General features: G+C 66.0%; 12 protein-coding genes. 7 read left to right on the top strand and 5 right to left on the bottom strand.

The window, feature by feature from the left end; genetic code table 11:
• Window positions 1–42: 42 nt before the first annotated feature.
• Window positions 43–621, bottom strand: a complete 579-nt coding sequence (locus C3Y15_RS07895) for a pseudouridine synthase (RefSeq protein WP_014723498.1) — start codon at window positions 619–621, stop codon at window positions 43–45.
• 284 nt (window positions 622–905) lie between these two features.
• Here C3Y15_RS07895 and icd point away from each other — a divergent pair, with 284 nt between their 5' ends.
• Together icd and C3Y15_RS07885 are read left to right on the top strand one after the other, a co-directional pair.
• On the top strand, window positions 906–2162 hold the full coding sequence (gene icd, locus C3Y15_RS07890) for an NADP-dependent isocitrate dehydrogenase (protein ID WP_011885784.1): 1257 nt from the start codon (window positions 906–908) through the stop codon (window positions 2160–2162).
• Window positions 2163–2442: 280 nt separating this feature from the next.
• Window positions 2443–4671, top strand: a complete 2229-nt coding sequence (locus tag C3Y15_RS07885; RefSeq protein ID WP_014723497.1) for an NADP-dependent isocitrate dehydrogenase — start codon at window positions 2443–2445, stop codon at window positions 4669–4671.
• A 105-nt stretch (window positions 4672–4776) separates the two neighbouring features.
• On the opposite strand, the gene C3Y15_RS07880 is transcribed toward C3Y15_RS07885, so the two are convergent.
• Window positions 4777–5001, bottom strand: a complete 225-nt coding sequence (locus C3Y15_RS07880; protein WP_011885782.1) for a hypothetical protein — start codon at window positions 4999–5001, stop codon at window positions 4777–4779.
• A gap of 741 nt (window positions 5002–5742) precedes the next feature.
• On the opposite strand from C3Y15_RS07880, the gene C3Y15_RS07870 reads away from it, so the two are divergent.
• A complete protein-coding gene (locus C3Y15_RS07870) occupies window positions 5743–7341 on the top strand; it encodes a multicopper oxidase family protein (RefSeq protein ID WP_069246304.1) in 1599 nt (532 codons plus the stop codon).
• A 178-nt stretch (window positions 7342–7519) separates the two neighbouring features.
• Here C3Y15_RS07870 and C3Y15_RS07865 read toward each other — a convergent pair whose 3' ends face one another.
• The gene (locus tag C3Y15_RS07865) at window positions 7520–7723 is read right to left on the bottom strand and encodes a cold-shock protein (RefSeq protein ID WP_004196460.1); all 204 of its coding nucleotides are present in this window, start codon (window positions 7721–7723) and stop codon (window positions 7520–7522) included.
• A gap of 546 nt (window positions 7724–8269) precedes the next feature.
• Between C3Y15_RS07865 and clpS the strand changes: the two genes are divergently transcribed.
• The 4 genes from clpS to C3Y15_RS07845 all read left to right on the top strand — a co-directional run bounded on the left by clpS (window position 8270) and on the right by C3Y15_RS07845 (window position 13265).
• Window positions 8270–8584 carry an ATP-dependent Clp protease adapter ClpS gene (clpS, locus tag C3Y15_RS07860; RefSeq protein WP_006398529.1) on the top strand — a complete coding sequence of 105 codons (315 nt, stop codon included), beginning with the start codon at window positions 8270–8272 and terminating at the stop codon, window positions 8582–8584.
• Entirely contained in the window at window positions 8581–10881 is a 2301-nt protein-coding gene (clpA, locus tag C3Y15_RS07855) for an ATP-dependent Clp protease ATP-binding subunit ClpA (protein WP_011885780.1), read from the top strand. Before clpS ends, clpA begins: the two co-directional genes overlap by 4 nt.
• A 103-nt stretch (window positions 10882–10984) precedes the next feature.
• Window positions 10985–12364, top strand: a complete 1380-nt coding sequence (locus tag C3Y15_RS07850; RefSeq protein WP_045578846.1) for an amino acid permease — start codon at window positions 10985–10987, stop codon at window positions 12362–12364.
• A 130-nt stretch (window positions 12365–12494) separates the two neighbouring features.
• Window positions 12495–13265 (top strand): membrane protein, encoded by a 771-nt coding sequence (locus C3Y15_RS07845; protein WP_011885778.1) that lies wholly within the window; start codon window positions 12495–12497, stop codon window positions 13263–13265.
• Window positions 13266–13320: 55 nt separating this feature from the next.
• Here C3Y15_RS07845 and dut read toward each other — a convergent pair whose 3' ends face one another.
• Complete coding sequence (gene dut, locus C3Y15_RS07840; RefSeq protein WP_011885777.1) at window positions 13321–13767, bottom strand: dUTP diphosphatase; 447 nt, start codon at window positions 13765–13767, stop codon at window positions 13321–13323.
• A 55-nt stretch (window positions 13768–13822) separates the two neighbouring features.
• A complete protein-coding gene (gene coaBC, locus C3Y15_RS07835; protein ID WP_011885776.1) occupies window positions 13823–15034 on the bottom strand; it encodes a bifunctional phosphopantothenoylcysteine decarboxylase/phosphopantothenate--cysteine ligase CoaBC in 1212 nt (403 codons plus the stop codon).
• Window positions 15035–15066: the final 32 nt, after the last annotated feature.

The raw sequence follows: 15066 nt of genomic DNA, 5'->3' as shown, positions 1-15066 counted from the left end.
TGACGAAAAAATCGACGCTCGATTTTCGGCCCGGCCGAGCTTTCAGTCGGCACGCGCGAAACCGTCCCATGGCGCCCGCGGCGGCAGCTCGATTGTTTCGCCCGGCGCAATGCCGAGCGCGAATATATCTAGTGCGCCGATGCCGACGCGCACGAGACGCAACGTCGGGAAGCCGACCGCGGCCGTCATCCGGCGCACCTGGCGGTTCTTTCCTTCGGTGATCGCGAGTTCGATCCAGGTGGTCGGGATCGCGGCGCGGTAGCGGATCGGCGGCGTGCGGGGCCACAGCGCGGCGGGCGGCTCGATGAATTCGGCGCGGCACGGGCGCGTCACATAGTCGCCGAGATCGACGCCGCGCGCGAGCGCCTTCAGGTCGGCCGCGTCCGGCGCGCCGTCGACCTGCGCCCAGTAGCGCTTGACGAGCTTGTGGCGCGGCTCGGCGATGCGCGCCTGCAGTGCGCCGTCGTCGGTGAGCAGCAGCAGCCCTTCGCTGTCGGCGTCGAGCCGGCCGGCCGCGTACACGCCGGGCGTTTTTACCCAGTCGCCGAGCGACGGCCGCGTCTCGTGCGCGGAAAACTGGCAAATCGTGCCGAACGGCTTGTTGAGGGCGATCAAGGTCATGGCGGGGCGGCCCGCGGCCTGTCGTGCGCAAGGCGCGGGCGGCGCGGCGGGCGGTCTATGGCAAATGGCGGAATCTTAATGCATAATACGGAACGGCAAGTCCTCTGTCTTATATAAGACATAAGGGAAGACTTGATACGCAGCGTCGCGCTTCGTGCCGCCGGCCGCGGTTGGGGCGCTAGAATAGCGGCTCGCTGTTGCCGTCACGACGGTGGCAAGGGCCACCCGCCGCGCGCGCAGTTTCGACCAGCATCACCTGCTCAGCCACGTCACTGGAGTCGATCATGCCGTATCAGCACATCAAGGTTCCGGAAGGCGGTGACAAGATCACCGTCAACAAGGACTTCTCGCTCAACGTTTCCGATCAGCCGATCATCCCTTACATCGAAGGCGACGGTACCGGCTTCGACATCACGCCGGTGATGATCAAGGTCGTCGATGCGGCGGTCGCGCATACGTACAAGGGCAAGCGCAAGATCCACTGGATGGAGATCTTCGCCGGCGAGAAGGCGACGAAGGTGTACGGCCCGGACGTATGGCTGCCCGACGAAACGCTGCAGGTGCTGAAGGAATACGTCGTTTCGATCAAGGGGCCGCTCACGACGCCGGTCGGCGGCGGCATCCGCTCGCTGAACGTCGCGCTGCGCCAGGAGCTCGACCTCTACGTGTGCCTGCGCCCGATCCAGTATTTCAAGGGCGTGCCGTCGCCGGTGCGCGAGCCGCAGAAGATCGACATGGTGATCTTCCGCGAGAACTCGGAAGACATCTACGCGGGCATCGAGTGGGCGGCCGGCTCCGAGCAGGCGAAGAAGGTCATCAAGTTCCTGCAGGACGAGATGGGCGTGAAGAAGATCCGCTTCCCGGAAACCTCGGGGATCGGCATCAAGCCCGTGTCGACCGAAGGCACCGAGCGTCTCGTGCGCAAGGCGATCCAGTATGCGATCGACAACGATCGCAAGTCGGTCACGCTGGTGCACAAGGGCAACATCATGAAGTTCACGGAAGGCCTGTTCCGTGACGCCGGTTATGCGCTCGCGCAGAAGGAATTCGGCGGCGAGCTGATCGACGGTGGCCCGTGGATGCGCGTGAAGAACCCGAAGACGGGCGCCGAGATCGTCATCAAGGATTCGATCGCCGACGCGTTCCTGCAGCAGATCCTGCTGCGTCCGGCCGAATACGACGTGATCGCCACGCTGAACCTAAACGGCGACTACGTCTCCGACGCACTGGCCGCGCAGGTCGGCGGGATCGGGATCGCGCCGGGTGCGAACCTGTCGGACTCGGTCGCGATGTTCGAGGCGACCCACGGCACGGCGCCGAAGTACGCGGGCAAGGACTACGTGAACCCCGGTTCCGAGATCCTGTCGGCCGAAATGATGCTGCGCCACCTCGGCTGGACGGAAGCGGCCGACACGATCATCGCCGCGATGGAGAAGTCGATCCTGCAGAAGCGCGTCACGTACGACTTCGCGCGCCTGATGGAAGGTGCGACGCAGGTGTCGTGCTCGGGCTTCGGCGACGTGCTGATCGAGAACATGTAAGCGCCCCTCGCGGGCAGGCCGGCGCATGCCGGCCGCCCCGGCGCCTACTGCCGGCGCCGGGGCGTTTCACGAACGGCAGGTTTGTTGGCAGGACGGTCCGGCATGCGGGCCGCGGCGCCGCGAAGCGGCGTGCATGCCCTGCAAGGTAGAACATGACGGCCCTCGCAACACCACCGCCCGGCTAGCCGGCGCGCTCCTTTCGCGATCCACCCGGTCGCTCCCCCGCCGGTTACCGCCGGCGCTATTCAGCCCCAAATTTTCACGTAGCAACGCATCGACCATGTCCACTTCGCCCAAGATCATCTACACCCTCACCGACGAAGCGCCCGCGCTCGCGACCTACTCGCTGCTGCCGATCGTCAAGGCCTTCACGCACTCGTCGGGCGTCGCCGTCGAAACGCGCGACATCTCGCTCGCCGGCCGCATCATCGCGGCATTCGCCGACGTGCTGCCGCCGGAGCAGAAGGGTTCCGACGATCTGGCCGACCTGGGCCAGCTCACGCTGAAGCCTGAAGCGAACATCATCAAGCTGCCGAACATCAGCGCATCGGTGCCGCAGCTGAAGGCGGCGATCGCCGAACTCCAGGCTCAGGGCTACAAGCTGCCCGCCTATCCGGAAGAGCCGTCGACCGACGAGGAAAAGGCGGTCAAGGCCCGTTACGACAAGATCAAGGGCAGCGCGGTGAACCCGGTGCTGCGCGAAGGCAACTCGGACCGCCGCGCGCCGCTGTCGGTGAAGAACTACGCACGCAAGCATCCGCACAAGATGGGCGCATGGAAGCCCACGTCGAAGTCGCACGTCGCGCACATGACCGACGGCGATTTCTACGGCAGCGAGAAGTCGGCGCTGATCGCCGACGCCGGCAGCGTCAAGATCGAACTCACGACGACCGACGGCGTGAAGAAGGTGCTGAAGGAAAAGACGGCCGTGAAGGCCGGTGAAGTCATCGACGCATCGGTGATGAGCCGCAAGGCGCTGCGCAGCTTCATCGAAGCGCAAATCGCCGACGCGAAGGCGCAGGACGTGCTGTTTTCGGTGCACCTGAAGGCGACCATGATGAAGGTCTCGGACCCGATCATGTTCGGCCACTTCGTGTCGGTGTTCTACGGCGACGTGCTCGCGAAGCACGCCGACGTGCTCGCGCAGGCCGGCTTCAACCCGAACAACGGGATCGGCGACCTGTACGCGCGCCTGAAGGACCTGCCGGCCGATACGCGCGAAGCGATCGAAGCCGACATCAAGGCCGAGTACGCGGTGCGCCCGCGCCTCGCGATGGTCAACTCGGACAAGGGCATCACCAACCTGCACGTGCCGAGCGACGTGATCGTCGACGCGTCGATGCCGGCGATGATCCGCGATTCGGGCGGCATGTGGGGCGTCGACGGCCAGCTGCACGACGCGAAGGCCGTGATTCCGGACCGCTGCTACGCGGGCGTCTATCAGGCGGTGATCGAGGACTGCAAGCAGCATGGCGCGTTCGACCCGGTCACGATGGGCAGCGTGCCGAACGTGGGCCTGATGGCGCAGGCCGCCGAGGAGTACGGTTCGCACGACAAGACGTTCCTGATCCCCGCTGACGGCGTGGTGCGCGTCACCGACGAAGCCGGCAACGTGCTGCTCGAACATGCGGTCGAGTCGGGCGACATCTGGCGCATGTGCCAGACGAAGGACGCACCGGTGCAGGACTGGGTCAAGCTCGCGGTCAACCGCGCGCGCGCGACCGGCGCACCGGCCGTGTTCTGGCTCGACCCGGTGCGCGCGCACGACGCGCAGATCATCGCGAAGGTCGAACGCTACCTGAAGGATCACGACACGAACGGCCTCGATATCCGCATCATGACGCCGGTCGACGCGACGCGCTTCTCGCTCGAGCGCATCCGTGCGGGCAAGGACACGATCTCGGTGACCGGCAACGTGCTGCGCGACTACCTGACCGACCTGTTCCCGATCATGGAACTCGGCACCAGCGCGAAGATGCTGTCGATCGTGCCGCTGATGGCCGGTGGCGGCATGTTCGAAACGGGTGCGGGCGGTTCGGCGCCGAAGCACGTGCAGCAGTTCGTCGAAGAAGGCTTCCTGCGTTGGGATTCGCTCGGCGAATTCCTCGCGCTGGCTGCGTCGCTCGAGCACCTCGGCAACGCGTACCACAACCCGAAGGCGCTGGTGCTCGCGAAGACGCTCGATCGCGCGACCGGCAAGTTCCTCGATGAAAACCGCTCGCCCGCGCGCAAGGTCGGCGGCATCGACAACCGCGGCAGCCACTTCTACCTGTGCATGTACTGGGCGCAGGCGCTGGCGGAGCAGACCGAGGACGCAGCACTGAAGGCGCAATTCGAAGGCGTCGCGAAGTCGCTCGCCGACAACGAAGCGCGCATTCTGGAAGAACTCGGTGCGGCGCAGGGCAAGGCGCAGGCGATCGGCGGCTACTACCGTCCGGACGTCGCGCTGACGAGCCAGGCGATGCGTCCGAGCGCGACGCTGAACGCGATCGTCGACGCAGTCGCCTGACAGCGGCCGCGTCGCGGCGACGGCAGCAGCCTGCGCGGCTCGCCGTCGCGCCGAACATGAAAACGCCCCGGTCGCCCGGGGCGTTTTGCGTTGCGGGGCGTTCATTCAGACGTGAACGATTTCCCATTCGGCGATTTCGTGCGGCACTTCGAGCGTGGCCGTGTCGAGGTCGGACAACTGCTCGCAGTCGCCGCGGGAGATGTGGTCGGCTGCGACTTCGGGGCACGAGAACGCGCCGAGCCGAGCGTTGCCGAAGCTGGCTTCCCAGCCGCCGTTGCCGGGCAGGATATAGAACGACCCGAGCGCCGAACCAAAGCGAAATCCCTTCATTTCCGTTCTCCCTATCTGATTGCAAGCGATTCTGTTGTGACGTCTGCCGGTTGGTCCGACGGTGGCCCGGCCGGTGGTCCGTATCGGGTGCCGTGTTGAACGTCGCGGCGAAGCGTCAGTGCATGGAACAAAGTCTACGTCTGCGGCCGCGTCCGATGGTGCGCGTAGAGTGCTTTTTCGAGAGAAAAATATTGCTTTATAAACATTGGCTTACGTCGTGTGTTTTGTATTGCGGAACGATTTTTGGCATCGCGAAACAGCGAATTTGTGCCCTGCACCACGAATTTTTATAACGCAAGGCGTTGTTCCGCATCGTGAAAAATTGGCGGATTTTCGACAGGGCGCGCCTGTCGCGCGGGTTAGGCCGGTAGATACAACCGGCGAACGCTGTGTCGATTGCGCATAGCGTGTGGTGTGGCCGGGCTCGTTGGAGCGGGGTCTGGAGCGCGTCGGGGCGTCGGGAATCGCGCGCAGGCGCCGCTCGAGGCAGGCGAGTCATGCGAGCCCCCGAGCGCTGCGGCGTATTGACGCGGGCAGGCCCTTGGCGGCCCGCGCTGCGCCGTCGCCCGAGGCTGCGGTTATGATGGCGCGGCCATCCGGTTTCTCGTCGCGGCGGGTCCATTACGCACCGGCGGCACCGGCGGCACCGGCGGCACCGGCGGCACCGGCGGCACCGGTGGCACCGGTGGCACCGGTGTCGCGGCGGCCGCGCGATACAGCACCCATAACGAGGAACGATTGATGATACGGAGAACCTTCCTGTCGTACGCGATCGGTGTCGCAGCCGCATCGCTGTTTGCACGCAGCGCGTGGGCGCAGCAGGCCGCTCATGCGGGCATGGCCGGCATGGAACCGATGGACGACATGCCCGGCATGGCGGGGATGGCGGATCACGCGCAGCACGCGAAGCCTGCACCGGCCGCGCTCGCGGCCGTCGACGCGCTGCCGGCCGGCGCGCCGCTCGCACCGTTGCGCACGCTCGCGAACGAAAGCGGCGAAGCCGGCACGTTCCGCGCGACGCTGGTCGCGCAGCCGGTCGCGCGTCCGATGTTGCAACATACGCATCCGACGACCTTCTGGCAGTTCGGCGCGGGCACTGCCGGGCCGGTGGTCGGCCCGCTGATCGACGTGCACGAGGGCGACACCGTCGAAATCCGCTTCGTGAACAAGCTGCCGCAGCCGTCGACGATCCACTGGCACGGCCTGCCGGTGCCGCCCGAGCAGGACGGCAACCCGTCGGATCCGGTCGCGCCGGGCGCGTCGCGGGTCTATCGCTTCACGCTGCCGAAGGGCAGTGCGGGCACGTACTGGTATCACCCGCATCCGCACATGATGACGGCCGAGCAGGCGTTTCGCGGGCTGGCCGGTCCGTTCATCGTGCGTGCGGCCGACGATCCGCTCGCCGGCTGGCCCGAGCGCCACCTGTTCGTGTCGGATCTGAAGCTCGCGAGCGACGGCTCGATTCCGCCGAACGACATGATGGACTGGATGAACGGCCGCGAAGGCCAGTTCGCGCTGGTCAACGGCGCGCGCCGGCCGCGCATCGACGTCGCGGGCGACGAGCGCTGGCGCGTCTGGAACGCATGCAGCGCGCGCTACGTGTGCGTCGCGTTCGACGACGGACGCGCATTCGAGCATGTCGGCACCGACGGCGGGCTGTTCGAAACGCCGCGTCGCGTGACCTCGCTGCTGCTGGCTCCGGGCGAGCGCGCGGAACTGCTGGTGCGGGCCGGCGATCGCGCGTCACGCGCCGTGCTGCAGGCGGCCGAATACGATCGCCGCAAGATGGCGATGTCGCACGACGGCGGCCGCGGCAGCCTGCCGCCCGATCCGGCGCTGCCGCTGGCCGACGTCACGTTCGCGCCGGCCGCCGCGCGGGCGCTGCCGGCCACGTTGCGCGCCGTGCCCGCGCCGGGCGAGCCGGTCGCGGACAAGGACGTCGCGCTCGGCGAGGCGATGGACATGAACGCGATGATGAGCGGCCCGGCGCACGGCCGGCCGGCCGGGATGCGCTTCATGATCAACGGCGCGACCTACGCGCCGCACCGGGCGACGCTGACGAGCCGGCGCGGCGAACTCGAGCGCTGGACGATCCGCAACACCACCGACATGGATCATCCGTTCCACTTGCACGGCACGCAGTTTCAGGTGACCGAACGTGCATCCGGCGGCACGCGCACGGCCGAGCCGTTCCGTGCCTGGCGCGATACGGTGAACGTGCGCAGCGGCGAAACCGTCACGCTACTGGTGAAGCAGGACATGCCCGGCGAGCGCATGTTTCACTGCCATATTCTGGAGCACGAGGACCTGGGCATGATGGGCACGCTGAAAGTCGTGTAACGGCGAATCATTTTGTTTCACGCGTATGAACGCATTCGATTTGCGTGTACGCGTGGACAATGCGCGTTCAATTATTGGGATTGAACGAAAAGGCCGGCCAATCGAATTAACGATTGGCCGGCCTGAAAAAAAGAAACCCGGCGCAATGCCGGGTTTCTTCGTCCGATATCCGGTGCCCTTACGCGGCCTGGATGTTCGACGCTTGCTTGCCCTTCGGCCCTTGAACGACCTCGAAGCTTACCTTCTGGCCTTCCTTCAGGGTCTTGAAGCCCTGCATGTTGATGGCCGAGAAGTGCGCAAACAGATCTTCACCGCCCTCGTCGGGAGTGATGAAACCGAAGCCCTTCGCGTCGTTGAACCACTTAACGATACCAGTTGCCATTTCCTACTTCCCCTGTCACACAGTCGCTGCTACTTACCACGAGCACGCTCGAAAAGCTAAACGACCGTAAATACAGCCGTTCCCCCCTCACAAGCTCACCTTCGGCCCTTTTCATTTCGCCAGCCGGCGAATGAAAAAAGGTGCCAGCTTGATTGTTGGCGCTCTTTATTTGAGTGTCAAGCGGAATTTTTAGACGTTTGGAGGGACGTTGTAAAGAACCCATTTTCAGGGTTTTTCCGGCTTTGCTTCGCAGCATGCCGCCGAGCGCGCGCACTTGAAAAGTCGCATAATCGGTTCATATACCAGGCTCGAGTGACACGCGATCGAGTCGTCCCGGCTTGTGGGATACTGGATGCGGATGCGACGGTCCGGTGCGGTTTCCTCCTGACGGTTCGTGTTCCGCGCCACGCGTGAAAGCCGGCACCGCAGCCGGCTTTCGTATGGCACGAAGACGATCGCGCGTCGTCGGGAACCACGAAGGGCGCCGGCCTGTCGGTCGGGTAATGGCAGGATTGCGGGCCTGTCCGAGTTGTTTAGAATGGGTGTATGGCGATTATCCCGGACAAGCAGGACAGCACCGTCCTGGAACGCAAGCAGCAGAAGCTCAAGCCGCCTTCGATGTACAAGGTGGTGCTGCTCAACGACGACTTCACGCCAATGGAGTTCGTCGTCATGGTCGTCCAGGAGTATTTCAAGAAGGATCGCGAGACGGCCACGCAGATCATGCTGAAGGTCCATCGCGAAGGGCGAGGGGTATGTGGGGTCTATACGCGGGACATCGCGTCGACCAAGGTTGAGCAAGTCGTTACCCATGCGCGGCAGGCCGGGCATCCGCTGCAGTGCGTGATGGAGGAAGCATGATTGCCCAGGAATTGGAAGTCAGCCTGCACATGGCGTTCATGGAAGCACGTCAGGCGCGCCATGAATTCATTACGGTAGAGCACCTGTTGCTGGCCCTGCTGGATAATCCGACGGCAGCCGAGGTGTTGCGCGCGTGTGCGGCCAATATCGAGGACTTGCGTCAGAACCTGCGCAATTTCATCCACGACAACACGCCGACCGTGCCGGGCACCGACGATGTCGATACCCAGCCGACGCTCGGTTTCCAGCGCGTGATCCAGCGCGCGATCATGCACGTCCAGTCGACGTCGAACGGCAAGAAGGAGGTGACCGGCGCGAACGTGCTGGTCGCGATCTTCGGCGAGAAGGATTCGCATGCCGTCTATTACCTGCAGCAGCAGGGCGTGACGCGTCTCGACGTGGTGAACTTCATTTCGCACGGCATCGCGAAGACGAATGGCGGCGAAGCCGCGAAGTCGACCGACGGCAATGCGGAAAGCGAAGACGCGAACGCGCAGAAGGAGACCCCGCTCGCCCAGTTCACGCAGAACCTGAACCAGATGGCGAAGGACGGCCGCATCGATCCGCTGATCGGCCGCGAGCCGGAGGTCGAGCGTGTGGTGCAGGTGCTGTGCCGTCGGCGCAAGAACAATCCGCTGCTCGTCGGCGAAGCCGGCGTCGGCAAGACGGCGATCGCCGAAGGGCTCGCCTATCGCATTACGCGCGGCGAGGTGCCGGACATTCTCGCGAACGCGCAGGTGTATTCGCTCGACATGGGCGCGCTGCTCGCGGGCACCAAGTATCGGGGCGACTTCGAACAGCGTCTGAAGACGGTGCTCAAGGAGCTCAAGGAGCGTCCGCACGCGATCCTGTTCATCGACGAGATTCACACGCTGATCGGCGCGGGCGCCGCGTCGGGCGGCACGCTCGACGCATCGAACCTGCTGAAGCCCGCGCTGTCGTCGGGCACGCTCAAGTGCATCGGCGCGACCACCTTCACCGAATATCGCGGCATCTTCGAGAAGGATGCGGCGCTGTCGCGGCGCTTCCAGAAGGTCGACGTGTCGGAGCCGACCGTCGAGCAGACGGTCGCGATCCTGCGCGGGCTGAAGTCGCGCTTCGAGGAGCATCACGGCGTCAAGTATTCGTCGGGCGCGCTGTCGGCCGCGGCCGAACTGTCGGCGCGCTTCATCACCGACCGCCATCTGCCCGACAAGGCGATCGACGTGATCGACGAAGCGGGCGCCGCGCAACGCATCCTGCCGAAGTCGAAGCAGAAGAAGACGATCGGCAAGAGCGAGATCGAGGAAATCATCTCGAAGATCGCGCGCGTGCCGGCCCAGAGCGTGTCGCAGGACGACCGCAGCAAGCTGCAGACGCTCGATCGCGACCTGAAGAGCGTCGTGTTCGGCCAGGATCCGGCGATCGACGCGCTCGCGGCGTCGATCAAGATGGCGCGCGCGGGCCTCGGCAAGATGGACAAGCCGATCGGCGCGTTCCTGTTCTCCGGCCCGACCGGCGTCGGCAAGACCGAAGTGGCGCGCCAGCTCGCGTTTACGCTCGGCATCGAGCTGATCCGCTTCGACATGTCGGAATACATGGAGCGTCATGCGGTGAGCCGTCTGATCGGCGCGCCGCCGGGCTACGTCGGGTTCGACCAGGGCGGGCTGCTGACCGAAGCCGTCACGAAGAAGCCGCATTGCGTGCTGCTGCTCGACGAAATCGAGAAGGCGCATCCGGACATCTTCAACGTGCTGCTGCAGGTGATGGACCACGGCACGCTGACGGACAACAACGGCCGCAAGGCGGATTTCCGCAACGTCATCATCATCATGACGACGAACGCGGGCGCCGAGTCGATGCAGAAGGCGACCATCGGCTTCACGACGCGGCGCGAGACGGGCGACGAGATGAACGACATCAAGCGCCTGTTCACGCCGGAGTTCCGCAACCGTCTGGACGCGATCATCAGCTTCCGCTCGCTCGATGAGGAAATCATCATGCGCGTGGTCGACAAGTTCCTGATCCAGCTCGAGGAGCAGCTGCACGAGAAGAAGGTCGATGCGCTGTTCACCGACGCGCTGCGCAAGCATCTGGCCAAGCACGGGTTCGACCCGCTGATGGGCGCGCGGCCGATGCAGCGGCTGATCCAGGACACGATCCGTCGTGCGCTGGCGGACGAGCTGCTGTTCGGCAAGCTGGTGGCGGGCGGTCACGTGACGGTCGACGTCGACGAGAACGACAAGGTGCAGTTGTCGTTCGACAAGCTGGCGAATCCGCCGCACAAGCCGAACGAAGAGACGGTCGAAGTCGAGTAAGCGATAATTGGCGGTTCATGCGAACGGCGCGGGAAGTTCTCCGCGCCGTTTCGTTTTATCCGGCGCCAGCGGCGCCACGGCGGTGCAGGGGAGTGGTAACGCAGTGACACGACAACAACGATCGTTCGACAACATCGTCGCGCGCGAACAAGGGTTGCGCCACGCGCTCACATCGGGGCAGATGGCGATGATCGCGATCGGCGGCGCGATCGGCACGGGGCTGTTCCTCGGCAGCGGGTTCGCGATCGGGCTCGCGGGCCCGAGCGTGTTGGTTTCGTATGCGATCGGCGCGCTGATCGCGCTGCTGCTGATGGGCGCGCTCGCCGAAATGACGGTCGCGCATCCGACGGCCGGCTCGTTCGGCGCCTATGCGGAGCACTACGTCGGTCCGCTCGCGGGCTTTCTGGTGCGCTACGCGTACTGGTTCGCCGTGGTGTTCGCGATCGGCACCGAGATCAGCGCGATCGCCGTGTTCATGAAGTACTGGTTTCCCGCCGTGCCCGGCTGGTACTGGGTGATCGGCTTCTCCGCGCTGCTGATCGCCGTGAACCTCGCGAGCGTCACGTTGTACGGGTCGGTCGAATACGCGTTCTCGCTGCTGAAGATCGCGGCGATCATCGTGTTCATCGTGCTCGGCGCCTATCTGGTGTGGTCGGCGCCGCCGGCGTCCGGCATCGGCTTCGCGAACTACACCGGCCACGGCGGCTTCATGCCGAAAGGGCCGTGGGGCACCTGGGTCGCGGTGATCGTCGCGATCTTCAGCTACATGAGCATCGAGGCGGTCGCGATCGCGGCCGGCGAGGCGCGCGATCCGCAGCATGCGGTCACGCGCGCGTTCCGCTCGACGGTATTCCGGCTCGTGCTGTTCTATCTGCTGACGCTGGCGCTGATGCTCGCGATCGTGCCGTGGACGCAGGCCGGCACCGACGAAAGCCCGTTCGTGAAGGTGATGGCCGCGACGCACGTGCCTTACGCGGCCGGCGTGATCAACTTCGTGCTGTTGATCGCGGCGCTGTCGGCGATGAACAGCCAGCTCTACGTGACGACGCGGATGATGTTCAGCCTGTCGCGCGCGCGGCTCGCGCCGGCGGTGTTCGGGCGGGTGGGCGACAACGGCGTGCCGCGTGCGGCGCTGTGGATCTCGACCAGCGGCGTCGCGGTCGCGGCCGTGCTGGTCGCGCTTTCGCCCGGCACCGCGTTCACCGTGATGATGGCGATCGCGATGTTCGGCGCGCTGTTCACGTGGCTGATGATCTTCGTCACGCACCTGCGCTTTCGTGCGCGCTACCGCGGCCCGGCGCTCGCGTTCCGCATGTGGGCGCATCCGTTCGGCAGCCTGCTCGGTGCGGCGCTCGTCGGCGCGATCCTGCTCACGACCGCGTTCACGCACGCATTCCGGATGACGATGGTGGTCGGCGTCGTGTTCGTCGTGCTGCTGACGCTCGCGTACGCGCTGCATTACCGGCACCAGCACGCGCGGTGATGCATGGCGGCACGCGGCCGGGCGCGCCGGCGAGCCGCTAAGCTTGCGTTAAGCCGGCGGCGCGTACAGTCGAACCCGTTCGCGATTCAGGGCCGCCTGGCGGCCCATCGCCATTCGCAAAGGGGTTCGGATGAAGAAGCTTCCTGAAATCACGCTCGCGTTCTGGATCATGAAGATCTGCGCGACGACGCTCGGCGAAACGGGCGGCGACCTGCTGTCGATGACCCTCGACGTCGGCTACGCGGCAAGCTCGCTGCTGCTGCTCGGTTTCTTTCTCGTCACGCTCGGCGCGCAGCTGCGGGCCACGCACTATCGCCCGGCGCTCTACTGGGCCGTGATCGTCGCCACCAGCACGGCCGGCACGACGATGTCCGACTTCATGGACCGCACGCTCGGCCTCGGCTACGCAGCCGGCTCGTCGATTCTCGTCGCGATCCTGCTGGCGACTTTCGCGGTGTGGCGGCTCAGCGGCGAATCGCTTTCGGTGGACCTGATCCGCACGCGTCGCGTCGAGCTGCTGTACTGGGTGGCGATCCTGTTCTCGAACACGCTCGGCACCGCGCTCGGCGACTTTCTCGCGGACAGTTCGGGCCTCGGTTTCGGCGGCGGCGCATTGCTGATCGGCAGCCTGCTCGCGGCGATCGTGCTCGCGCGCTATCTCACCCGCGTCTCCGGCGTGCTGTTGTTCTGGGCGGCGTTCGTGCTCACGCGTCCGTTCGGCGCGACGCTCGGGGACTGGCTCACGAAACCGGCCGCCAAGGGCGGCCTGGCACTCGGCACGGTCGGCTCGTCTGCCGTATTGCTCGGCGTGCTGGTCGCGATGGTGATCTACGCGAGCATCGCGCAGGCGCGGCGCCGCGAGCGGACACCCGTGCGCATCGCGCAAACGGCCGGCCGCTGAGTGGCACCCGGAAAAGCAAAAGGGGCCGCGCGGCCCCTTTTCGATGCGGCGCGGCTCAGTGCCGGCCGGTGCTGCCGAAGCCGCCTTCGCCGCGCTCGCTTTGCGCGAAGTCGTCGACGATGTTGAACTGCGCCTGCACGACCGGCACGATCACCAGTTGCGCGAGCCGTTCGAACGGGTTCAGCACGAACTCGCTCTGGCCGCGGTTCCACGTCGACACCATCAGCTGGCCCTGGTAGTCGGAATCGATCAGGCCGACGAGGTTGCCGAGCACGATCCCGTGCTTGTGACCGAGGCCCGAGCGCGGCAGGATCAGCGCCGCATAGCCGGGGTCCGCCAGATGGATCGCGAGGCCGGTCGGCACCAGCGTGGTTTCGCCCGGTTGCAGCGTGACGGGCGCGTCGAGGCACGCGCGCAGGTCGAGGCCTGCGCTGCCGGTAGTCGCATAGGCGGGCAGGTAGTCGCGCATGCGCGCGTCGAGAATCTTCAGATCGAGTTTCATGCGGTGGTCGAGTCGTTCGGGTAGGGCGCGGCGGCGCGAGCCGCCGCGCGGGAGATCAGATCAGTCGGTTGTCGGGCAGGCGCCGCGCGATTTCGGCGACGAGCACGTGGGCGAGTTCGTCCTTCGGCGCGCGCGGCAGCGGCGTGAGGCCGGCCGCTTCGAACAGCACCACTTCGTTGTCGTCGCGGCCGAACGTCAGAGGGCCGAGGTTGCCGATCAGCAGCGGCACGTTCTTGCGCTTGCGCTTTTCGTCGCCGTGCACGTCGAGGTCGCCGCTTTCGGCCGCGAAGCCGACGCAGTACGGCGGATCGGGCAGCGCGGCGACCGACGCGAGGATGTCGGGGTTCTCGACGAACGTGAGCGCCGGCATCTTGCGATCGGCGGTCTTCTTCATCTTGTGCTCGGCCGGCTGCTCGACGCGCCAGTCGGCGACCGCGGCCACCGCGATGAAGATGTCCGCGTCCGATACCGCATGCATGACCGCGTCGTACATCTGCTGCGCGGTCTGCACGTCCTGCCGGTACACGCCCCACGGCGTGTCGAGCGCGACCGGCCCGGCCACCAGATGCACGTCCGCGCCGGCCTGCTGCGCGGCGCGCGCGAGCGCGAAGCCCATCTTGCCGCTCGAGCGGTTCGTGAGGCCGCGCACCGGATCGAGCGGCTCGAACGTCGGGCCGGCCGTGATCAGCACGCGGCGGTGCGCGAGCAGCTTCGGCGCAAAGTGCGCGACGATCGCTTCGTAGATCGCCTCGGGCTCGAGCATGCGGCCGTCGCCGACCTCGCCGCACGCCTGCGCGCCCGAATCGGGGCCGAGCACCGACACGCCGTCGGCCCGCAGCTGCGCCGCATTGCGCTGGGTGGCCGGGTTCTGCCACATCTGCCGGTTCATCGCCGGCACGACGAGCAGCGGGCAGTCGCGCGCGACGCACAGCGTCGACAGCAGGTCGTCGGCGAACCCGTGCGCGAGCTTCGCGAGGAAGTCGGTGGAGGCCGGCGCGATCACGATCGCATCGGCTTCGCGCGACAGGTCGATGTGCGCCATGTTGTTGTCGACGCGGGCGTCCCACTGGCTCGTGTAGACGGGCCGGCCGGACAGCGCCTGCATCGTGACGGGCGTGATGAACTGCGCGGCGGCTTCGGTCATCACGACCTGGACGGTCGCGCCGGCCTTCGTCAGCAGCCGTGTGAGCTCGGCGATCTTGTAGCAGGCGATGCCGCCCGTGAGGCCGAGGACGAGGTGTTTTCCTGCGAGTTCTGCGTGTGCCAACTCGGGTCTCCAAGGATCAAACGGAACGGCCG

It is taken from the genome of Burkholderia sp. B10 (genome assembly GCF_004368385.1).
GTDB classification, from domain to species: domain Bacteria; phylum Pseudomonadota; class Gammaproteobacteria; order Burkholderiales; family Burkholderiaceae; genus Burkholderia; species Burkholderia vietnamiensis.
Note: the sequence above shows the minus strand (reverse complement) of the source record. Positions and strands in the feature narration are given on the sequence as shown.

Bases quoted from the DNA above. Each gene is read 5' to 3' on its own strand.
- C3Y15_RS07895 (WP_014723498.1), bottom strand. From the start codon at position 621: ATGACCTTGATCGCCCTCAACAAGCCGTTCGGCACGATTTGCCAGTTT.
- icd (WP_011885784.1), top strand. From the start codon at position 906: ATGCCGTATCAGCACATCAAGGTTCCGGAAGGCGGTGACAAGATCACC.
- C3Y15_RS07885 (WP_014723497.1), top strand. From the start codon at position 2,443: ATGTCCACTTCGCCCAAGATCATCTACACCCTCACCGACGAAGCGCCC.
- C3Y15_RS07880 (WP_011885782.1), bottom strand. From the start codon at position 5,001: ATGAAGGGATTTCGCTTTGGTTCGGCGCTCGGGTCGTTCTATATCCTG.
- C3Y15_RS07870 (WP_069246304.1), top strand. From the start codon at position 5,743: ATGATACGGAGAACCTTCCTGTCGTACGCGATCGGTGTCGCAGCCGCA.
- C3Y15_RS07865 (WP_004196460.1), bottom strand. From the start codon at position 7,723: ATGGCAACTGGTATCGTTAAGTGGTTCAACGACGCGAAGGGCTTCGGT.
- clpS (WP_006398529.1), top strand. From the start codon at position 8,270: ATGGCGATTATCCCGGACAAGCAGGACAGCACCGTCCTGGAACGCAAG.
- clpA (WP_011885780.1), top strand. From the start codon at position 8,581: ATGATTGCCCAGGAATTGGAAGTCAGCCTGCACATGGCGTTCATGGAA.
- C3Y15_RS07845 (WP_011885778.1), top strand. From the start codon at position 12,495: ATGAAGAAGCTTCCTGAAATCACGCTCGCGTTCTGGATCATGAAGATC.
- dut (WP_011885777.1), bottom strand. From the start codon at position 13,767: ATGAAACTCGATCTGAAGATTCTCGACGCGCGCATGCGCGACTACCTG.